This window comes from Pseudomonas sp. IT-P44 (assembly GCF_949768225.1).
Classification (GTDB): Bacteria; Pseudomonadota; Gammaproteobacteria; order Pseudomonadales; family Pseudomonadaceae; genus Aquipseudomonas; species Aquipseudomonas migulae.
The window spans coordinates 23,402-43,461 of sequence record NZ_CATKQM010000020.1; the positions used below are offsets into that span (position 1 = coordinate 23,402).

Here is a 20,060-nt window from a genome sequence, read left to right on the forward strand (position 1 = left end):
TCACACCCCCGACAGTTGCAAGGGCAGTTCGCGCAACCGTTGCCCGGTCAGGGCAAACACTGCGTTGGCCACCGCTGGCGCCGTGGGCGGCACGCCAGCCTCACCGATGCCGCCGGGTTTGTCGGTGCTGGGCACGATATGCACTTCAACCACCGGCATTTCGTTCAGGCGCAGCACCTGATAGTCGTGGTAATTGGACTGCACCACCTGCCCATTCTTGAAGGTCAGTTTGCTGTGCAGGGTAAAGCCGAGGCCGAAGGTGATGGCCGACTCCATTTGCGCCGCGATGCTCATCGGGTTGACCGCAATGCCGCAGTCCACCGCGCACACCACTCGGTGCACGCGGATCTTCAGGTTGTCCTGGGACACCTCGGCAACCTGCGCGACGTAGCTGCCGAACGACTCATGCACAGCGACACCCAGTGCATGCCCATCCGGTAATGGCGCTGTCCAATTGGCCTTTTCGACCGCCAGGTTCAACACACCAAGATGCCGCGCATGGTCCTTGAGCAAGGTTCGCCGGTACTCCACCGGGTCCTTGCCTGCCGCTTCGGCCAGCTCATCGATCAACGACTCCATCACGAACGCCGTGTGGGTGTGCCCGACCGAACGCAACCACAACACGGTGATGCCGGTTTTCGGCGAATGCAGTTCCACCTGATGATCGGCCAAGCCCTCGATGTAAGGGCTGTCGACAACGCCTTCGACCGACGTTTTGTCGATACCGTCCTTGACCATGGTGGCCGCAAACGCTGTGCCGTCCATGATCGACTGCCCGACCATCACGTGCTTCCACGCAATCGGCATTCCACTGGCATCCAGGCCGATACGCGCCTGATGCAGGAACGCCGAACGGTAATAGCCACCACGGATGTCGTCCTCCCGCGACCACACCGTTTTCACCGGGCCGCCCGCCGCCTTCGCAACCTCCACGGCCTCAGCGACAAAGTCTGAAGTCGGGTTGGCCCGCCGGCCGAAACCGCCGCCCAGAAACTCGGTATGAATCTCGACCTGCTCGGGTTTGAGCCCGGTGATTTTTCCCGCGATCATCTGATCCAGCGTCTGGAACTGCGTACCGGTCCAGATCTCGCATTTGTCCTGGGTGATTTTCACCGTGCAATTGAGCGGTTCCATTGGCGCATGAGCCAGGTACGGCACGCTGTACTCGACATCAATCGCCTTCGCTGCCTTGCGCAAAGCGCCCTGCGCATCCCCGGCCTTGCTGGCCGAAGTGCCCGGCGTGGCGGCGAGTTTGCGAAAGCTCTCCAGCAGATGTTGGCTGTCGAGCCCGGTGTTCGGCCCCAGATCCCAATCGACCTTCAGCGCATCGCGCCCCAGTTTCGCCGCCCAGTAATGATCGGCAATCACCGCGACGCCCGTCGGCACCTGCACTACTTTGTGCACGCCCGGTATCTCCAGCGCTTGCGCGCCTTCAAAGGATTTGACACTGCCGCCGAACACCGGCGCACGGGCAACCATCGCGGTCATGAGTCCGTCGAACTGCACGTCCATCCCGAATTTGGCTCGCCCGGTGATTTTCTCCGGAGTGTCCAGGCGTTTGGTCGGTTTGCCGATGACCTTCCAGTCTTTCGCCTCCTTGAACTTGATCGACGCCGGGTCCGGTGCTGGCAACTTGCCCGCGTCATCGGCCAGTTCGCCGTACGTGGCGCGGTTGTCGCCGGCAATGACCACACCCGACTCGGTGCGAATATCCGAAGGCGCGACATTGAAGCGCTTGGCGGCGGCTTCGATCAGCATCAACCGCGCCGCCGCGCCCGCATGACGGTAGCGATCGAATTCCATCCAGGTGGAGGTTGAACCGCCGGTGATTTGCATCCCGCCAAACCCGGGCAGACCATAGTCGGCGGCCGACGCCGGGGCGTGTTCGACGCGGATTTTCGACCAGTCGGCGTCCAGTTCTTCGGCGATCAGCATGGTCAGGCCGGTCCAGATGCCCTGGCCCATTTCAGAATGGCCGAGCAGCACGGTGACGCTGTTGTCGTTACCGATTCGTAAAAATGCATTGGGTGCGAAGACGCTGCCCTGATTCTCGGCGCCCATGGCAAAACGGTGGGCGCCGGGGATGACAAAGGCGATCACCAGCCCACCGCCCAGCACTGCGCTGCCCTTGAGAAACCCGCGGCGCGATAACGGATTGATGCTGTTCATGGCGCATGACTCCCGTCAACCGATGTCGGCGGCGCGTTTGACCGCGGCACGAATCCTCGGGTAGGTGCCGCAGCGGCAGATGTTGCCGGAGAGCGCCTGGTCGATGTCGCTGTCGGTGGGCTTGGGGATCTTCGCCAGCAGCGCCGCCGCCGACATGATCTGCCCGGACTGGCAGTAGCCGCACTGGACCACATCGAGTTCGGCCCAGGCTTGTTGCACCGGGTGCGAACCGTCGGTGGACAGGCCTTCAATGGTGAGGATTTTTTGCCCATGGGCCACTGCCGTGGCGGGCGTGATGCAGGAGCGCAGCGGCGCCCCGTCGACATGCACGGTGCAGGCACCGCACTGGGCCATGCCGCAACCGAATTTGGTACCGGTCAGGTGCGCGACATCGCGCAGGACCCAAAGCAGCGGCATGTCCGCAGGGACATCCAGTGCCTGATCCTTGCCATTGATGTTGAGGGTCAGCATGGCGAATTCCTCAGACTCACGGCCCATGTAGGAGCGAAGCTTGCTCGCGAAGGCGGTGTATCAGACGACTTCCATGTCAAATGACACGGCCCCTTCGCGAGCAAGCTTCGCTCCTACAGGTAGCGCTGTTTGGGTTATCCCTATAGCTAAGCGCAAATTGCCGGGCGAGACCGGTTCATCGACCACCGGTACTCTCAAAACCACCTCAAACCTGTAGGAGCCAGCTTGCTGGCGAAGGCGGCAGTATGGCCACTGCTGCTTCGCCAGCAAGCCGGCTCCTACAGGTTGCGTTGGGGCTTAGAAATCGGTGGAAACCGACACTTCGCGCCAGGCCTGCAACTCACCGGCGACATAGACGTTCTTGGCTTCGATCGCCGCGACGCAGTCACTGCCCAGCGGCAGACGCAGCGGTGCCTTTTGCGCTTCCACCAGGGTGATCATGACCTGGGCCAGTTTGTCCGGATCACCAGGCTGATTCAGGGTCACGGCCTTGGCAATCTTGCGTACTTCGCCCGCAGTACCGTCGTAGTCGGCAATCGAGGGCGGCGATTCGACCAGCGAATTGCCTTCGAGAAACTCCGTGCGGAAATAGCCCGGTTCAACGATGGTGACCTTGACGCCCAGCGGCTCCAGCTCGGCATGCAGCGCTTCACTCAAGCCTTCGACGGCGAATTTGGTCGAGCAGTAAACACCGAATCCCGCCCCGGATCTGTACCCCCCCACCGATGACAGGTTGATCACATGCCCGCTGCGAGCGGCGCGCATGTGCGGCAGGACGGCGCGAGTGACGTTCAGCAAACCGAAGACATTGGTTTCGTACACGCGTCGTACTTCATCGGCAGTGGCTTCTTCTACTGCGCCGAGCAAACCGAAACCGGCGTTGTTGACCAGCACGTCGATGCGTCCGAAGTGCTCGATGGCGGCTTTTGCGACCGCAACGCTTTGCGCTTCGTCAGTGACGTCGAGGGTGACGGCCAGCAAACCGGGTTGATCGCCAAAACGCTGAGTGATGCTGTTGGCATCGCGGGCGGTGGCAACCACCGCGTCACCGTTGGCCAGCGCAGCGGCGGCGATTTTTGCGCCGATACCGCGAGAAGCACCCGTGATGAGCCAGATACGCTTGAAGTTATTGGAGGTGGTCATGAGCGTGTTCCTTGTGTGCAGTGGGGGTAGGCACAAGGTACGCAGGAAGATTGCCCGGAAAAATGCCCTCGTGTTACAAGCACTATGAAACGCTCTTTCATAATGGCACCGCGATGAATCACGATCCTTTCGATGGCTTGACCGAGTTTCTGGCGGTGGCCGAGCACAAGAGTTTCACCCTTGCCGCGACGCGGTTGGCGGTCACCCCCACCGCTGTCAGCCATGCGATCAAATTGCTCGAGCGCCGTACGGGCGTGTTGCTGTTCCAGCGCACCACACGCCGGGTGGCGTTGACTGAAGCCGGGGCCAGCCTGTTTTCGCGGTTGCGGCCTGCGGCCAGTGAAATCGATGAGGCGCTGGCGGTGCTCAGCGGCTTTCGCGATCAGCCCATGGGCACGCTGCGCCTCACTGCACCGAGGCTGTCCGGGGCCTTGTTGATGGAGCCGCTGATTCCGCTGTTTCGCGAGGCTTATCCGCAAGTCACCCTCGACATCTCCCTCGATGACGCCACGGTGGACCTGATGGCTGGCGGTTTCGATGCCGGGATCCGCCTGGGCGAGTCCATCGAAAAAGACATGGTCGCGGTGCGCCTCACGCCGGATCTGCAATGGTCGGTGGTGGGTGCGCCGGAGTACTTCGCCAAGGCAGGCAAACCGGCCAGCCCTGAAGACCTGACCCGTCATCAATGCATCGGCTTTCGCTTTTCGACCTCGGGGAGCGCACACCGCTGGGAGTTTCGCCGCGAGGGGCGCGATTTTACGGTGGGTGTAGAGGGCGGCGTGATCGTCAATGACCGAAGGTTGCTGGTGGCTGCCGCCCGTAGCGGTTCGGGCCTGGCGTATGCCTGCGATCTGGAAATCGCCGATGAGTTGGCGGACGGCCGACTGGAGCGGGTGCTGCAACCGTTCGTGCCACTGAGTTCGGCGCTGTACCTGTATTTCCCCGGCAGAACCCAGACTCAACCGAAGTTGCGCGCCTTTATCGACCTGGCCACCCGCTGGATCGCCGAACAGGGTGGTCTGGGACGAGGCTAGCGTCTCGGCACAAGCAAAATACCGGTCTGATGCCTCAAACCGCTGCGGTGACCAAACCTTTGCCCATCCGATGCTGGGCCAGCAGGCGCATGACATAGCCGATCTTGATCAGGGTCGGCCCGATGATGGTCATGGCATGCATCGCGACCAACACCACGATCGGCAGGTGTCCGGCGTAGAGATAAGCGCCGTAGATGCCTGCCAGCAACAGCGCCAGGCCCGCGCCCAACATGTTGCTCGACAGGTGCAAGACATTCTGAGGATTGCTGAAGTAAGCGAACATATTTCCGTACTCCCGAATCAGACCAGTTGTACGTTTGTTACTTCAGGTTTCGTGCCAGTTTTTTAAGCTATAAAAATCAACACGCTGCGACGAAGGCAGTCAATTTGACCTGACGCCATAACAGTCAATACGACTACGGCAAGAGTCAATTTGACTTCACCAAGGCCCTCTGCCTGTCTACACACTCTAAAAGCAAACCAATATCATTTGCGCGCAGCTAAACCTTTTGTTTTAATCGCGACCAATTCTTATTTGCACCAACGGCGCCTGTCGCCCATGGATATCTGTTCACGATGATGGTCGCCGATTCTTCCAGCGTTCAGAACCTCTACGTCACGCATCACCGCTGGCTGCATGAGCTGCTGCGCCGGCGCTTGAGCAATGCGTTCGATGCCGCCGACCTGGCCCATGACACCTTTATCCGCGTGCTCAAGCGCCCTCAAGTGTTCGATTGCGAAAGTCGCGAGCGCTCCTACCTGGCGACCATTGCCCGTGGCTTGTGCATCGATCACTGGCGCCGTCGACAGCTGGAACAGGCGTGGCTGGAAACGCTGGCGGCACGCCCGCAGGCGGTTCAACCGTCGCCGGAACAACGGGCAATCATCGTCGAGACCTTGTATGAAGTGGACGCCATGCTGCTGCGCCTGCCAAAGAATGTGCGCGACGCGTTCATCCTGGCCCAGTTGCATGGCCTGCCCTACCGCGCCATCGCCGAAGAAATCGGTGTGTGCGAACGCATGGTGAAAAAGTACCTGGCACAGGCGCTGATGCACTGCGCGATGCTTGAGGCCGAACTCGATGGCCTGTTGATCGAGTAGCGCCATGCCCGCCGTCTCTTCCAACTCGATCAGCCATGCCAGCCTCGAACAAGCGGCGCAATGGTATGTGCAACTCAACGATCAGCACGTCGGCGATCAGGAACGTCAGCGCTGGCAAGCCTGGCTGGCGCAAAGTGGCGATCATCAGGCGGCCTGGCGCTATGTCGAGCGTGTTGGCCAGCGCTTCGCCGCGCTACAAGATGATCACCCGCAGGCCGCCGGTCTTGTGCTGCGTAATACCGCGCGCTCGCCGATCAGCCGTCGGCAGACAGTCAAGAGCCTGCTCATTCTCGCATCGGGCGGGCTACTGGGCTGGAACGCCTGGCGGGAATCCTCGCTGCCGGACGCTCTGGGTCGATGGACCGCCGATCTTTCTACGGGCACCGGCGAAACCCGGGAAAGCCTCCTCAGTGACGGCAGCCGCATCTGGCTCAACGCCCTCAGCGCGCTGAACGTGCGTTTCGACACCACGCAACGCCTGCTGCTGTTGAGTGCCGGGGAAGTGTTGATCGATACCGCCAAGGACAGCAGCCGAGCGTTTCTGGTGCAAACCGCCGAAGGCCGGATGCGCGCGCTCGGCACTCGTTTCAGCGTGCGCCAGGAACAACAGCGGACATTGCTGAACGTCTACGAAGGCGCGGTCGAAGTTCGAACCACGGCGGGCCAGATGCAGGTGGTCGAGGCCGGACGACAATTGGCGTTCACGCAAAACCACACGCCACCTTCCACCGAAGCAGCGGCGGGCCGCGAAGCCTGGCGCCGTGGTCTGTTACTGGCGGACAACCTGCCGCTGGGGCAGTTGATCGAGGAATTGAGCCGCTACCGACCGGGGCATCTGGCGTGCGACCCGGCCATCGCCGGTTTGCCGGTGATGGGCTCGTTTCCGCTCAAGGACACCGATCAAGCCTTGCGCCTGCTGGAAGCGGCGCTACCGATACGCGTCGAAAAAACCATGGACTGGTGGGTCAACGTCGCGCCAAAAGCGTGAATCAAAAACATTTCAACGCCACAGTTCCCTTTTTGGTTTTTCGTTCGGTTAACCCTGTGAAGCACTTCAATTGCCGCTCGATCTGATTCCAGGGAACACCCTTTTGCACGACTCCTTCGCTCGCACTCGTTTTGCCTTGCGTCCGTTGGCACTGGCCCTTCCGGTCGCGCTGCTGAGTCTTGCCCCGGCCCTCGCCCACGCCGAAACAGGCAGCTCCAGTGAACAGCCCACCCGCCAGAAGCGTTATTACACGATCGCCGCCGGCTCGTTGGTCAGCGCACTCAACCGTTTCGCCGAACAGGCGGGGATATTCCTCGCCGGCCGCAACGACCTGGCGAGTGATAAATACAGCCCGGGGCTTGAAGGCGAATTCACCGTGCAACAGGGCTTGCAGCGACTGTTGCAAGGCAGTGGCTTGCAAGCCCAGCCGCAGGGCGACCGCGGCTATGTCCTGCAGGTTGCCCCCGCAACGAATGGGCCGCTGGAACTGGGCACCACCAACGTTTCCGGCCGGGCACTCGGCGCCATCACCGAAGAAAGCCACGCCTACACCCTCGGATCGACCTCTTCAGCCACCGGGCTGTCGCTGTCCTTGCGTGAAACCCCGCAGTCGGTGTCGGTCATCACCCGCCAGCAACTGGACGATCAGGGCTCCACCAGCATCGCCGACGCCCTGCGCCGCGTACCCGGCGTCAGTGTGCAGAACTACGACAGCGAGCGTTGGGAGTTTTCCAGCCGTGGCCTGCCGATCACCAACTTCCAGTACGACGGTGTCAACACCGACTACGACGGCGTCTACGATTACGGCACCACCAGCACCGACATGGCGACCTTCGACCGCGTCGAGATCATCAAGGGCGCCACCGGGCTGATGACCGGTTCGGGGGACCCTTCGGCCACCGTCAACCTGATCCGCAAGCGCCCGACCAAAGCATTCAAGGCCTCGATCACCGGCGCCGTCGGCTCCTGGGACAACTATCGCAGCACCGGCGACATTGCTGGCCCACTGACGGAGAGCGGCAACGTGCGCGGGCGTTTCGTCGGGGCGTATCAAGACCGCAGCGCCTACCTGGACAACTACCGCAACACCCGCGACATCGCCTACGGCATCCTCGAGGCCGACCTGACCCCGGGCACTCTCGTGACCTTCGGTATCGACCAGCAAAATACCCGCTCCCGTGGCGCCAGCTGGACTGGTTTCCCGATGTACAACAGCGACGGTTCGCGCACCCGTTTTTCCCGCTCGTTCAACCCGGCCACCGACTGGAGCCGGCGCGACTTCACCAACCAGACGATTTTCGCCTCGGTGGAACAGCAACTGGTGAATGACTGGAAGCTGAAGGTCAGCTACGACCGCAAGCATCGCCAGCACGACACCTTCCTCGCCTCGGCCAGCGGCGGCAATCCGGACCCGCTCACCGGCAACGGCATGTTCATGTACATGGGCCGGTTCAAGGGCGATCAGTTGCAGGACAACCTCGACGTAAATTTCACCGGCCCGTTCAGCCTGCTGGGTCGTGAGCATGAGCTGATCGCCGGTTTCATGTCGATGCACACGCGCCAGGACATTCCGGTGCACGGTTCGGTCTACCCGCCCCTCGACGGCAGCATCTTCGACTGGCGCGGCGAGTTCGCGAAACCGGACATTGCCAGGGTCGGCGACAACGACATCGACCAGCGTCAGACCGGCGCCTACCTGGCCACCCGCCTCAAGCCAACCGACGACCTGGCGGTGATCCTCGGCGCCCGGGTCAGCCGCTTCACTGCCAGCGATGAGCTGGACTACAGCGACCCGACCACCAAGGATGTGCGCGACAGCTATCGCCAGACCGGCGTGGTCACCCCATATGCCGGGCTGGTCTACGACCTCGACGACACCTGGTCGGTGTACACCAGCTACACCAGCATTTATCAGCCGCAGATGAGCAAGGATGCCGAGCGCAAACTGCTCGACCCGGTGGAAGGCGACAGCTACGAGGCCGGGCTCAAGGCCGAATTCCTTGACGGGCGCTTGAACGCCAGCTTCGCGGTGTTCCGCATCGAGCAAGACAACGTTGCCGAGTACGTCAGCGGCGTCGATACCGAGTCGGTGTACCGCCCGGTGCAAGGCGCGACGACCAAAGGGTTTGAAGTCGAAGTGGCGGGTGAAGTGATGGAAGGCTGGAATCTGTCGGCCGGCTACAGCTACAACCACACCCGCGATGCCAAGGGCGATTACGTCTACGGCTCGATCCTGCAAACCACCGCGCCGGAACAAGTGGTACGGGTGTTCAGCACCTACCGGCTGTCAGGGACTCTGGAAAAACTCACTGTCGGCGGCGGGGTGAACTGGCAGAGCGAATTCTTCGGCAATGTGTTCCAGCCCACCCCCGACGACCCGGTCAACTTCGGCCAGTCTTCGACAATCACCCAGCAAAGCTATGCCCTGGTGGACGTCATGGCGCGTTACCGCTTCAACGATCACCTGAGCACCACGCTGAACGTGAAGAACCTCTTCGACCAGACCTATTACACCGGGCTCGGTAACTTTGGCACCGGGTTCTACGGCGAGCCTCGCAACGTGCAGCTGACCACCCGCTGGGATTTCTGATCGGTAACTTGTCGATCTGCGGTACTTCCGGGCCCCTCCCGGCTGACTACGCTGAAAGTTCAGCACGAGTGAACCGTGGAGAGGATTACCGCCATGCAACGCGTTCAGAAGCTCACGCCCTGCCTGTGGTTCGACGATCAGGCGGAGGACGCCGCGAAGTTTTACTGCTCGGTGTTCGATCATTCAAAAATCACCGCCACGACCTACTATGGCCACGCCGGTTTCGATTTGCATGGCCGCCCTGAAGGCTCGGTCATGACGGTCAGCTTCGAGCTCGACGGACAGAGTTTCACCGGCCTCAACGGTGGCCCAATGTTCAAGTTCAGCGAGGCGATCTCGTTTCAGGTCAATTGCCAGACCCAGGAGGAAGTCGATCACTTCTGGGGCGCCCTGAGCGCGGGGGGCGTCCCTCAGGCCCAGCAATGCGGCTGGCTCAAGGACAAATTCGGCCTGTCGTGGCAGATCGTGCCAATCGCCCTGATGAACATGATGAAAGACCCCGACACGGCAAAATCACAGCGCGCCATGGAGGCGATGCTGCAAATGAAAAAACTCGATATCGCTGCACTGCAACGAGCCTTTGACGGCGAGAGCTAATACACTCCGGTGCTGACCTGCCGAGGACACCGACGATGAAGCCCACCGCTGGCAAAGACGCTGACAAGGCCCCCCGCTTCTGGCGTGACGATGCCCTGCCCTTCATTGAAGCCCGCTCCATCGCCGATGGGCGCGAGGTCTGTTACACCCGGCATGCCCATGAGCACTTTTCCATCGGTGCGATTACCGCCGGGCGCAGTACCTATATCCATGAACAATCGGAGTTTGAGGTCAGCGCTGGCACCGTGGTGCTGATGAATCCCGGCGACGTCCACGCCTGTAATCCAATCAATGACCAGCCGTGGTCGTACTTGATGTTGTACGTCGATACGCCGTGGCTCACCGATTTGCAGCATCAGCTCGGGTTCGGCAGCGACTTGGCGTTTCGGCGGTTTTCCATCACTCATACGTCTGACGCCAGCCTGTTTGCCGGCCTGAAGGCGTTGTTCGAAACACTGGTCGACAGCGAGCAGGACGTGCTGAGCAAACACAGCGCGGCGGTCGAGTTTTTTACCGACGTGCAGCAACGCCTCAACCCCGGCGATCAACCGCTGCGCGAGCCCAATTTCAAACTGGAGCGCGCGGCTGACTACATCCGCGACAACTGCACGCAAATGCTCAAGCTCGAAGACATTTGCGACGCTGCGCAACTGTCGCCGTCCTACTTGATCCGCGCCTTCAAACAGCATTTCGGCATGACGCCCCACGCGTTTCTGGTCAACCGACGCATCCAGTTTGCCCAGGATCGACTGCGCAGCGGCAAGCTGATCGCCGACGTGGCGCTGGAAGCCGGGTTTGCCGATCAGGCGCATTTTCAGCGGGCGTTCAAACAGCATCTGGCGGCGACACCGGGGCAGTATCGCGGCTGAATGATCGATCAGGGCAACAACAGGTAAATCGCACTCATCGCCAGCAACAGCGCCATGATCCGGTTGAACACACGCATCCCCACCGGGTTGTTCAGATAGCCGCGCAGAAAAGTCCCGGCGTACGCCCAGCAACCGACGGACAGGTAGCAGATCACCAGATACACCGCGGCAAACTGCCAGACCAGCCGCGCCTCGCCATCGGCGACGAACGCGCCCATGCCGGCCACGCAGGCCAGCCAGGCTTTCGGGTTGAGCCACTGCATGACCGCGCCGTACACCATCGACGGCGCCCGCCCCGACTCCTTTGCATCAAGTTGCCCGTTGTCCGCCGCCAGTTTCCACGCCATGAACAACAGAAACGCCACGCCGGCCAGTTGCACCACCCGCGTCAGCGCCGGCCATGCCTGCAACACTTCATGCAGCCCCAACCCCATCAACACCAGTAGCAACACAAAACCCAGCGTTGCGCCGGCCACGTGGCGCTGACTGGCGCGAAAACCGAACTGCGCGCCGGAACTCAACGCCACAATGTTGACCGGCCCCGGCGTAATCGAGGCCACCAGGGCAAACGCCGCCATCGAAATAATCAGACTCATTGCATACCTTCTTCAATTCAGTTGAACCAGGCCTCACGGTAAGGCGCCGGCTGGTCCGCGTATTGAAGAAAACTGCCCAACCGTTCTAGGAATAAGCGCCCACCACCCGCTTCACCTTGATCAGCGCTGCCCGAAGAGAATCCATGTCCACCGACCCCAGCGCCAACCGGATCGCATGGGGCACGTTGGCAGCGACGGAAAAGGGTTCGGCGGTGGAAACAGCCACTTGCTCTTGTATCAACTCCACGGCGATCTGGTCCGCCCTGGCGTCCTCCGCCAGAGGCAGCCACAAAAAGTAGGAAGAAGGATGAGTGATGCAGGGCAGCCCTTTCAGAAGCTCCGCAGCCAGGGCTTGCCGGGCCTGTGCGTCCGCGCGCTTTTGCGCCTCGAGTTTGCTGACGGTTCCATCGTCGAGCCATGCGCAGGCAATCGCGGTCATCACGCCAGGCGTATTCCAGGTGGTCGCCCGGATCACGCGTTCCAGTGCCGGGACCTTTTCAGCCGGCGCAGCAACGAAGCCGACACGCAGGCCGGTGGCGACGTTCTTCGAAAAACCTGAAACGTAGACCGTCCTTTCCGGCGCCAATTGGGCCACTGGTGGCGGCGGGTCAGAGGCGAGAAACGCGTACGCGGCGTCCTCGATGATCAACAGGTCGTGGGCGCGCGCTATCGATACGAGCTGGTTCCGCCACGCCGTGTCCATCACCCAGCCCAGCGGGTTGTGCAGGGTCGGCATGGTGTAGACGGCCCGCACCGAACGACGCTGGCAGAGCGTGTCGAGTGCATCGAGATCGGGTCCGGTCTCGGTGACGGGAATGGGCACGATTTCCAGGTGCAACGCTTGCGCCAGCACTTTGAAACCCGAGTAGGTCAACGCATCTGCCGCAATCACATCGCCCGGTTTCAGCAGCGCCATCATCGTCACCGCCAAACCATGCTGGGCACCGCTGACGATCAATACCTGCCCGGCCTCTACGCTCAGCCCTCGCGTGCGCAAATGGCTGGCGACAGACGCGCGCTCATGCAGGCGCCCGCCATGCGGCTGGTAGCGCAGATGGGATTCCAGATCGCCGGACAACGCGAGCTGACGCAGGGCGTTGCGCAACAGATCGGCCTGGCCGGGCAATGAGGGGTAGTTGAAATTCAGGTCCATCACGCCCGCAGCCACTTCGGGTTGATCAACGCCATGACCAGGCGGCAGCGACGTCTCCCGAACGAACGTGCCCCGCCCGGTTTCCCCACTCACCAGCCCCATCGCCTCAAGCTCTGCATACACCCGGCTGGCCGTGACCAGGGCCAGCCCTTCTGACTCGGCCAACTGGCGGTGCGTGGGCAAGCGAGTGCCCGGCGGTAAACGTCCGCAACGGATATCAGTGGCAAAGGAATCAACCAGCGACTTGTATCGGGAGCGCGGCATCTCGAGATGTATCCATGACAATTTTTTGATTGTCTTTATAGTCAGCCATACGATGCGCTCAAGGCAACCCGCCGCGAAAACAATCATCGAGTGTGACCTCAATGGAACGCGTATCGAACCTGCATATCGAGCCCCGGGAAAAGACCACCAGCGGGTGGATCAACGGGTTGATCGGCGTAGTGATCTTCAGCGGCTCGCTGCCGGCCACGCGAGTGGCAGTGCTGGAATTCGACCCGGTTTTCCTGACCGTCGCCCGTGCAACCATCGCCGGCGTACTGGCGCTATGCATGCTGTGGCTGTTCAAGGAAAAGCGCCCTGCAAAGAGCCAACTGTTGCCGTTGTTCATCGTGGCCATGGGCGTGGTGGTTGGCTTTCCACTGTTGACGGCGCTGGCGTTGCAATACGTGACGTCGGCGCACTCCATCGTCTTCGTTGGCCTGTTGCCGCTCGCGACCGCCGTGTTCGGCGTGATCCGCGGTGGTGAGCGGCCGCGGCCGGTATTCTGGTTTTTCTCGGTGCTGGGCAGCCTGCTGGTGGTGGGATTTGCTGCCTCACAGGGCCTGACCGCCTCACCTGAAGGCGACATCCTGATGCTGCTGGCCATTCTCGCGTGCGGTCTGGGTTATGCCGAAGGGGCGAAACTGTCCAGAACACTGGGCGGCTGGCAGGTGATTTGCTGGGCGCTGGTGCTGTCGCTGCCGGTGATGGCGCTGTTGACCTGGTGGCTCGCCCCCGCATCGTTCTCCGGGATCAGCACACCGGCCTGGTTCAGCCTGGGTTACGTGTCGCTTTTCAGCATGCTGATCGGCTTCGTTTTCTGGTATCGCGGGCTGGCTCAGGGCGGGATTGCCGCGGTCGGGCAGCTTCAGCTCCTGCAGCCGTTTTTTGGCCTGGCGCTGGCGGCGACCCTGCTTCACGAGCAGGTCAGCATCGGCATGCTGGCGGTGACCGTGGCGGTGATTCTATGTGTGGCGGGGGCGAAGAAGTTCGCGAAGTAAGCGATTGTACGGGACGTGCCGTTCGCCACTGTATGGGTTGGGCCGCACGGCACCTGTGATAAAAATATCGCTCTCGCTTCTGGAGCCGATCATGGACCTCGCCACCTTGTCCCTTTTTCTCCCGGCCTGCTTCGCCCTGAACATGGCACCGGGTCCGAACAACCTGCTGTCGGTCAGCAATTCGACGCGTTACGGTTACCGCACCGCGTGTGTGGCCGGGATCGGTCGACTGCTGGCATTCGCCGGGATGATCGCCCTCGCCTCGGCGGGTCTGGCGGTGGTGTTGCAAACGTCGGAATTGTTGTTCTACGGGATCAAGATTGTCGGCGCGGCGTACCTGTTCTACCTCGCCTGGCAATTATGGCGCGCGGATCCGGGGGCTGAAAACGTTGTGACTGGCGCGCCGGCGGGGATGCTGACATTGGCGCGACAGGAGTTCCTGGTGGCAGCCGGCAACCCGAAGGCGATCCTGATTTTCACTGCATTCCTGCCGCAGTTTGTCGACCCGAACCAGGCCGTGACGCCGCAATTTGCGGTGCTGGGTGCGCTGTTCCTGATCCTGGAATGGATCGCCATCGGCGCCTACGCCTACATGGGCCTGCACATGCGCCGCTGGTTTGCGAAACCTCGGGGCAAGCAGATTTTCAATCGCTGCTGTGCGGGGTTGCTGTCGGCGGCGGCTTCGGTGTTGCTGATGGCACGCCGTGGTTGAAGTGGTTCACGCCTGCTGATTTGTCTGCTCCAGGCCGACAGCGAACACTCGAAAAACGGATTCATTCATTTCAGGTCCATCGCGCATCCAGGCATTCAAGCTCCCGGCAACGTCCTTCGTCACGGCTTCAAACCGAGCATTTCCAAAGCCGAACAAGGACTGCGCGCCTGACCTCCCGTCCCGAATAGCCATAACACCCCTCGCGTTGCATCAGCACACTGGCTAGAATGTTCGCTTCAAAATATTTCAGAATTGATCCGACCTATGGTCATAGCGCCACAACCCCACCGAGTCTAGCCTCTCGGCGGGTGATTTAACGGCAACTTGGCCGCCAACAGCGCGATTCCGGAACTTTGTCAATGCCAGGTTAACCAGCTGCATTATCGTTTTGACGGGCTCTCGCTTTGAGTCGATGGAACCAGGCCGAACTGAAAAGGTCAGTTGCTGAGGCCCTCGCTCAAGGTGCCCCCCCTTACTAACACGGAAGTAATCAAGGTAATAAACATGATTTTTAATAAAAATAGCGCAACAATTGCACTTGCAGCGCTTACCGCTATTTGTCTGATACAAGAACACGGTTTTGTTTTTTATCTGGGTGTCGCCGGTATTTGCTCACTCATCATCCTGGCGGCGTTTTCGCCCTGGCTGGGAATGCTCGCGTTATTCCCCCTGCTGTTCTCTCTGCCCCCGGCGCCTGCCACCATCGGAATCACCGAACTTTCGTTCGCCCTGCTAATGGGCGTCATCTTTGTGGGTGTACTGGTAAAACTTTCACGATCCGCGAACAAGGCGGCACTCAAGTATTTCGGCCTGGCATTACTTGTCGGATTGTTTGTATTGGCAGTCAACCTGTTCGTCGCGGTAAAAAACGGCGTGCCGTTGGTCGACTGGGTGCGCGGCGCAATTCCGTTTCTCTTCATTTATAACTTTTTGTCTGTCGCGATACTCGTAGGCAACGATGAGAGCAGGATACGTTGGCTCGGCGGGTCCATTGCCACACTCATATTCCTGTTCTCCGGCTATATTATTTTTTACTATTTTTACTACGACATCTGGCTGCCCTACTGGCTTGTGATGGTAGACGACAAGGTCGTCAGAATGTCCGAAACTGCTGCCCTGCAATATTCCGAGGCCCTTGGCCCGATGCGCGACAGGGTGACAATGGTGGTGGCGCAGGCAACGGATGCCTTGTTGCCCGTCGGGGTCGTGTTGGGCGTCGTCCTGGCGACCCTGGCTCGCCGCAAAAGTGTCGTCGCAATCGGTTTTTTGATGTCCTTGACCTGCCTGTTCGCCGTACTGATCACCTTCACCCGAAGCATGTTGATGAGTTCGCTGCTCATCGCATTTGTGTTTACCGCTTTTATATTCATGTTCCGCAAGGAAATGCGGCTTAAAGTCGTGAAAATTGGAGCAGCGTTAGGCGTAGCTGGCGTGGTCTTCATCTTCGCCACTGGCATGCAAGACATATGGATTGGGCGAATGAACCAACTGACAGAAATAAAAACTGGCAACCTGAAGGAGTTCTACAGTAAAGACCCTGTCTTGAAAGAAAAACTGGACTTTAACGTTTCGTCCAGGCTGGTAGAGTACAAAATTGCCTGGAACATGTTTGTCAGCCATCCCGTATTAGGCAACGGCCTGGGTATCAAGCACGAAATGCAGTGGGAGACCGTTGAGAATGAGCGGCAAACCAAATGGGTTGCTTATGTGCACAACTGGGTTTTTTATATTTTGATGGTCGGCGGCATCGCTGGCTTCCTTGTTTATTCGGTCGTCCTGATCGGGCCGCTGTTTTTCAGGTTGTCCTGGGTCAAGTCTGAGTCGACGCACTGGACCATTATCCGTGCGGCCGTACTGACCATGACTGTCTATGGTGCTTTCTTCGCTGTCTTCCGGCTCATCACCTTCAATCTTTTGATTTCCGTTATCTGGGGACTCATATTCGCCCAGATACTTGCCGATCGCCGCAAAAGCCAGTCCTCTATCAAGGAAGAGGTGGCTTTGTAAAAAAGCGGTCAGGTCACCGTTTTTCGAGTCCACGGCATTGAAAACCGCGACGCCCTTAATCCTGGGCGTCGCCGGGCCGCGATAGTAGTGTCTCCCCCCCCCCCCTCGCCTCGCCTTGCTCCTCCTCCGCTTACCACCTGCCCAGGGTTTTGTTGCCTGCTCCGCAGCTTCAGATGCTGGCGCTTGATACAGGGAAAGCGGAGTACCCATTTCAGGAACTTTCCTACATTCAGCAACTGAGTGTGTCGGTATCTTCTTCTGCCCGCGCCCTGATTCCCGGGCTCCAAAGAATGCCTGAAAGGACTCCTCATGATTTATTCAGCCTGCCGGACAACAGCGACGCCTGCCCAGTCATCGGTCAATGTCCGATTCATAAGCACAGGGCAGACAGCAAGCATGAATGTGCAATTCAATTGTGCTGACCGGCTGAATTAATCGCATCGACTGGTTCGTTGCAAGTTGAATCATGGACAGGGGCGACTTGGTCATATCCAACCGCTTCAAGCCATCCTAAAGACGCTCTCCTGAGGGAGAGTGACTCATGGTATTGAACACTATGATCCGCATTAAAAATAGCGCTGCAATCATTATTGCAGCGCTGACTGCTATTGGCCTGACACAAGAAAACGACACTATTCTTTTTATGGCTACTGCCGGCATGGCCTCCGTTATCATCATGGCGGTTTTTTCGCCATGGCTAGGAATGCTGACACTATTCCCGCTGGCACTTGCGTTACCTCCAGCCCCCGCCACAGTTGGCTTACAAGAATTTTCATTTGCCGTTCTTTTGGTTGTCATTACGACAGGCACTTTTATTGAGTGCCTGCGCTCCCCCGCCGCTCGCCCTCACTTAAAACTTTGGGGACTTACAATACTGGTAGTCTCGACTGCAATAACGATAAATCTGACAGTTGCGCTGAACAACAACATCCCGCTCAGGGACTGGACCAGAGGAATTATTCCTTTTCTTTTCATGTTTAATTTTTTACCTGTCGCGGTATTGATAGGCAAGGACGGCAACCGGATTCGCTGGATTGGAATTTCAATCGCAACGTCAATATTCATGCTCGCGGGTTTTATTATTTTTTATTATTTTCACAACGACTTATGGCGGCCTTATTGGCTTCTTTCGGTCGATGACCAGGCGCTCAGAATCCCGGAAACCGTTGCAAGTGAATACGCCGACGCCATTGGCCCCATGCGCGACAGAATAACCATGTCGATCGCACAGGCCACGGACGCCCTCCTGCCTGTCGGGCTCGTCATCGGTGTAACCCTGGCCTCATTGGCGCAGCCAAAGGCCGCAGCGACGACAGGTTTGCTGATGGCCCTGTCCTGCATGATCGCAATACTTATCACGTTTACCAGAAGCATGTTACTGAGCTCGTTACTGGCGATGTTTATATTCCTGGTTTACCTCATCGTTTACCGCAAAGAGGTGCTGCCGAAATTTATTACAACCCTCACGGCGCTCGGCGCGGCGGGCTTGATATTCATTTACTCTACGGGCATTCAGGATATCTGGATCGGCCGGATGAGCCAATTGATCGCCCTGCCAACCTCAGAACTCAACATCACGCCTGTTGACACCGTTGTCGAGCCCGACGCACTTATTTCGACAACAGCACTTTCCACCCCCGAACAAAACATATCGACAGAGACAACACCGAACGACACCAGCACATTTGAAGCACCGCCCGCACCCGACAACTATCGCTCCATTCAACCAGAAGTACCTTCAGACAATAAAACAACAAAAGACTTCAATATCTCTGCACGCATGGATGAATATAAAATCGCCTGGGAAATGTTTGTGCCCCGCCCGATAATGGGCAATGGATTGGGAGTCAAACACGAAATGCGCTGGGAAACCGCTGACAACGTTTCGGAAGCCAAACAAGTGGCCTACGTGCATAACTGGCCATTTTATATGTTGATGGTCGGGGGATTAAGCGGCTTGTTAGTGTATTCGGCCTTACTTTTTGGCCCTGTCATTTTCAAACTGTCATCGATCAGATCAGAGCCCATTCACTGGACACTCATACGTATGGCTATCCTGACCATGGCGATATACGGAGCTTTTTTTGCAGTGTTCAGGCTCATCACGTTCAATCTTTTATTAGCGGTCATATGGGGAATCATCGTTACCCAGGTGCTAATCGACCGTCAGAAGAACAAGTCCGGTATCGAGAACACGTAGAGCCCGACTGCTCACTGGAATTCTCTGTCGATTTTCCGGTGGAGGTGCCGAGCGCCGCGTCTTATGCTCATGCCATGAACTTACAAGACACTTTGCTCCCTCCCCACGCCGAGATGGTCCGCGCCATGCTCGAACGCGACACCGCGTACGAGGGAGTGTTTTTTACCGCGGTCAAAACCACCGGGATCTTTTGCCGCCCCAGCTGCACGGCGCGCAAGCCAAAACCGGAGAATGTCGAGTTCTTTGCCCATGCGGATGAGTGCCTGTCCGCCGGTTATCGAGCCTGCCTGCGATGCAAACCGCTGGACGCTGCCGCCATTGCCCCGGACTGGGTACAAAGGCTACTCAAGTCGGTGGACGCCGACCCCGAACGGCGCTGGACCGATGTGCAGCTGCTGGCCGAGGGCATCGAGCCGCTGAAACTGCGCCGCTGGTTCAAACAGCATTTCGGCATGACCTTTCATGCATGGTTGCGTACCCGGCGCCTCGGCATGGCACTGGGCGGGATCAGACAAGGCGATTCCATTGACAGCGCGGCGTTCGATTCGGGATACGAATCGCTGAGTGGATTTCGCGATGCGTTTCAAAAATCCTTTCACATCACGCCCGGCCGCGCGGCCCACAGCGAACCACTGTTGTTCACACGCCTGACCACCCCGCTGGGGCCGATGATCGCCATGGCCGAACGGCGTGGGCTGGTGCTGCTGGAATTTCTGGATCGGCCGGCGCTGACCCGCGAAGTCGAGGCTTTGCAGAACCGTTACGGCTACGCAGTGGCGCCCGGTCACAACGCTCACCTGCAGCAAATCGAAGACGAGCTGGCGCACTATTTTGCCGGCAAACTGACCGAATTCAAGGTGCCCCTGCACCTGCCCGGTAGCGAGTTCTCCCGGCAAGTCTGGGCCGAACTGGCGAAAATCCCATACGGCCAGACCAGCACCTACGGCACCATCGCCGCGCGGCTGGGCAAGCCCGGCGCCAGTCGCGCCGTGGGCCTGGCCAACGGGCACAACCGCCTTTCGATTGTCTTGCCCTGCCACCGGGTGATCGGTGCAGATGGCTCGCTGACGGGCTATGGTGGAGGACAACCGCGCAAGGCGTTTCTGCTCAGGCTGGAAAAAGCGGCGGTGCAGATCACCCATCAACTCGCGTTCTGATCACTCGGTGT

The 20,060-nt window shown here is 59.3% G+C and carries 17 protein-coding genes; 11 read left to right on the top strand and 6 right to left on the bottom strand.

All coding sequences use genetic code 11. The annotated features are described in order from the left end of the window. The 3 genes from ACM6IO_RS12005 to ACM6IO_RS12015 form a co-directional block, all read right to left on the bottom strand. Positions 1-2,169 (bottom strand): molybdopterin cofactor-binding domain-containing protein, encoded by a 2,169-nt coding sequence (locus ACM6IO_RS12005; protein ID WP_414911508.1) that lies wholly within the window; start codon positions 2,167-2,169, stop codon positions 1-3. A 15-nt stretch (positions 2,170-2,184) separates the two neighbouring features. Next, positions 2,185-2,640: a (2Fe-2S)-binding protein gene (locus tag ACM6IO_RS12010; protein ID WP_008038243.1), complete on the bottom strand. Its 456-nt coding sequence runs from the start codon at positions 2,638-2,640 to the stop codon at positions 2,185-2,187. 297 nt (positions 2,641-2,937) lie between these two features. After that, the gene (locus ACM6IO_RS12015; RefSeq protein ID WP_414911509.1) at positions 2,938-3,783 is read right to left on the bottom strand and encodes an oxidoreductase; all 846 of its coding nucleotides are present in this window, start codon (positions 3,781-3,783) and stop codon (positions 2,938-2,940) included. A gap of 113 nt (positions 3,784-3,896) precedes the next feature. On the opposite strand from ACM6IO_RS12015, the gene ACM6IO_RS12020 reads away from it, so the two are divergent. After that, positions 3,897-4,817, top strand: coding sequence for a LysR family transcriptional regulator (locus tag ACM6IO_RS12020; RefSeq protein WP_192227369.1), 921 nt, complete (start codon positions 3,897-3,899; stop codon positions 4,815-4,817). 34 nt (positions 4,818-4,851) lie between these two features. Here ACM6IO_RS12020 and ACM6IO_RS12025 read toward each other — a convergent pair whose 3' ends face one another. After that, positions 4,852-5,100 (bottom strand): transmembrane sensor/regulator PpyR, encoded by a 249-nt coding sequence (locus tag ACM6IO_RS12025; protein ID WP_192227370.1) that lies wholly within the window; start codon positions 5,098-5,100, stop codon positions 4,852-4,854. A gap of 293 nt (positions 5,101-5,393) precedes the next feature. Between ACM6IO_RS12025 and ACM6IO_RS12030 the strand changes: the two genes are divergently transcribed. The 5 genes from ACM6IO_RS12030 (at position 5,394) to ACM6IO_RS12050 (ending at position 10,962) form a co-directional block, all read left to right on the top strand. Beyond that, complete coding sequence (locus ACM6IO_RS12030) at positions 5,394-5,918, top strand: sigma-70 family RNA polymerase sigma factor (protein ID WP_192227371.1); 525 nt, start codon at positions 5,394-5,396, stop codon at positions 5,916-5,918. Positions 5,919-5,922: 4 nt separating this feature from the next. Beyond that, positions 5,923-6,906, top strand: a complete 984-nt coding sequence (locus ACM6IO_RS12035) for a FecR domain-containing protein (protein ID WP_414911510.1) — start codon at positions 5,923-5,925, stop codon at positions 6,904-6,906. Positions 6,907-7,009: 103 nt separating this feature from the next. Further along, the gene (locus tag ACM6IO_RS12040; RefSeq protein ID WP_414911511.1) at positions 7,010-9,496 is read left to right on the top strand and encodes a TonB-dependent siderophore receptor; all 2,487 of its coding nucleotides are present in this window, start codon (positions 7,010-7,012) and stop codon (positions 9,494-9,496) included. Positions 9,497-9,589: 93 nt separating this feature from the next. Further along, positions 9,590-10,093: a VOC family protein gene (locus ACM6IO_RS12045; protein ID WP_223450439.1), complete on the top strand. Its 504-nt coding sequence runs from the start codon at positions 9,590-9,592 to the stop codon at positions 10,091-10,093. Positions 10,094-10,128: 35 nt separating this feature from the next. After that, positions 10,129-10,962, top strand: coding sequence for a helix-turn-helix domain-containing protein (locus ACM6IO_RS12050; protein WP_414911512.1), 834 nt, complete (start codon positions 10,129-10,131; stop codon positions 10,960-10,962). An 8-nt stretch (positions 10,963-10,970) separates the two neighbouring features. Here ACM6IO_RS12050 and ACM6IO_RS12055 read toward each other — a convergent pair whose 3' ends face one another. Both ACM6IO_RS12055 and ACM6IO_RS12060 read right to left on the bottom strand, forming a co-directional pair. Then, on the bottom strand, positions 10,971-11,558 hold the full coding sequence (locus ACM6IO_RS12055; RefSeq protein WP_223480835.1) for a LysE family translocator: 588 nt from the start codon (positions 11,556-11,558) through the stop codon (positions 10,971-10,973). 85 nt (positions 11,559-11,643) lie between these two features. Then, positions 11,644-12,975 (bottom strand): PLP-dependent aminotransferase family protein, encoded by a 1,332-nt coding sequence (locus tag ACM6IO_RS12060; RefSeq protein WP_414911513.1) that lies wholly within the window; start codon positions 12,973-12,975, stop codon positions 11,644-11,646. A gap of 101 nt (positions 12,976-13,076) precedes the next feature. On the opposite strand from ACM6IO_RS12060, the gene ACM6IO_RS12065 reads away from it, so the two are divergent. The 5 genes from ACM6IO_RS12065 (at position 13,077) to ACM6IO_RS12085 (ending at position 20,049) form a co-directional block, all read left to right on the top strand. Next, positions 13,077-13,973: a DMT family transporter gene (locus ACM6IO_RS12065; protein ID WP_008038222.1), complete on the top strand. Its 897-nt coding sequence runs from the start codon at positions 13,077-13,079 to the stop codon at positions 13,971-13,973. 91 nt (positions 13,974-14,064) lie between these two features. After that, positions 14,065-14,685, top strand: a complete 621-nt coding sequence (locus ACM6IO_RS12070) for a LysE family translocator (protein ID WP_192227379.1) — start codon at positions 14,065-14,067, stop codon at positions 14,683-14,685. Positions 14,686-15,189: 504 nt separating this feature from the next. Then, positions 15,190-16,692 (top strand): O-antigen ligase family protein, encoded by a 1,503-nt coding sequence (locus tag ACM6IO_RS12075; protein ID WP_414911514.1) that lies wholly within the window; start codon positions 15,190-15,192, stop codon positions 16,690-16,692. Positions 16,693-17,233: 541 nt separating this feature from the next. After that, the gene (locus ACM6IO_RS12080; protein WP_414911515.1) at positions 17,234-18,892 is read left to right on the top strand and encodes an O-antigen ligase family protein; all 1,659 of its coding nucleotides are present in this window, start codon (positions 17,234-17,236) and stop codon (positions 18,890-18,892) included. Between the two features lie 74 nt (positions 18,893-18,966). Further along, on the top strand, positions 18,967-20,049 hold the full coding sequence (locus ACM6IO_RS12085; protein ID WP_192227382.1) for a bifunctional transcriptional activator/DNA repair enzyme AdaA: 1,083 nt from the start codon (positions 18,967-18,969) through the stop codon (positions 20,047-20,049). Positions 20,050-20,060: the final 11 nt, after the last annotated feature.

Coding starts and splice junctions, on each gene's coding strand:
- ACM6IO_RS12005 (WP_414911508.1), bottom strand. CDS start 2,169: ATGAACAGCATCAATCCGTTATCGCGCCGCGGGTTTCTCAAGGGCAGC.
- ACM6IO_RS12010 (WP_008038243.1), bottom strand. CDS start 2,640: ATGCTGACCCTCAACATCAATGGCAAGGATCAGGCACTGGATGTCCCT.
- ACM6IO_RS12015 (WP_414911509.1), bottom strand. CDS start 3,783: ATGACCACCTCCAATAACTTCAAGCGTATCTGGCTCATCACGGGTGCT.
- ACM6IO_RS12020 (WP_192227369.1), top strand. CDS start 3,897: ATGAATCACGATCCTTTCGATGGCTTGACCGAGTTTCTGGCGGTGGCC.
- ACM6IO_RS12025 (WP_192227370.1), bottom strand. CDS start 5,100: ATGTTCGCTTACTTCAGCAATCCTCAGAATGTCTTGCACCTGTCGAGC.
- ACM6IO_RS12030 (WP_192227371.1), top strand. CDS start 5,394: ATGATGGTCGCCGATTCTTCCAGCGTTCAGAACCTCTACGTCACGCAT.
- ACM6IO_RS12035 (WP_414911510.1), top strand. CDS start 5,923: ATGCCCGCCGTCTCTTCCAACTCGATCAGCCATGCCAGCCTCGAACAA.
- ACM6IO_RS12045 (WP_223450439.1), top strand. CDS start 9,590: ATGCAACGCGTTCAGAAGCTCACGCCCTGCCTGTGGTTCGACGATCAG.
- ACM6IO_RS12050 (WP_414911512.1), top strand. CDS start 10,129: ATGAAGCCCACCGCTGGCAAAGACGCTGACAAGGCCCCCCGCTTCTGG.
- ACM6IO_RS12055 (WP_223480835.1), bottom strand. CDS start 11,558: ATGAGTCTGATTATTTCGATGGCGGCGTTTGCCCTGGTGGCCTCGATT.
- ACM6IO_RS12060 (WP_414911513.1), bottom strand. CDS start 12,975: ATGCCGCGCTCCCGATACAAGTCGCTGGTTGATTCCTTTGCCACTGAT.
- ACM6IO_RS12065 (WP_008038222.1), top strand. CDS start 13,077: ATGGAACGCGTATCGAACCTGCATATCGAGCCCCGGGAAAAGACCACC.
- ACM6IO_RS12070 (WP_192227379.1), top strand. CDS start 14,065: ATGGACCTCGCCACCTTGTCCCTTTTTCTCCCGGCCTGCTTCGCCCTG.
- ACM6IO_RS12075 (WP_414911514.1), top strand. CDS start 15,190: ATGATTTTTAATAAAAATAGCGCAACAATTGCACTTGCAGCGCTTACC.
- ACM6IO_RS12080 (WP_414911515.1), top strand. CDS start 17,234: ATGGTATTGAACACTATGATCCGCATTAAAAATAGCGCTGCAATCATT.
- ACM6IO_RS12085 (WP_192227382.1), top strand. CDS start 18,967: ATGAACTTACAAGACACTTTGCTCCCTCCCCACGCCGAGATGGTCCGC.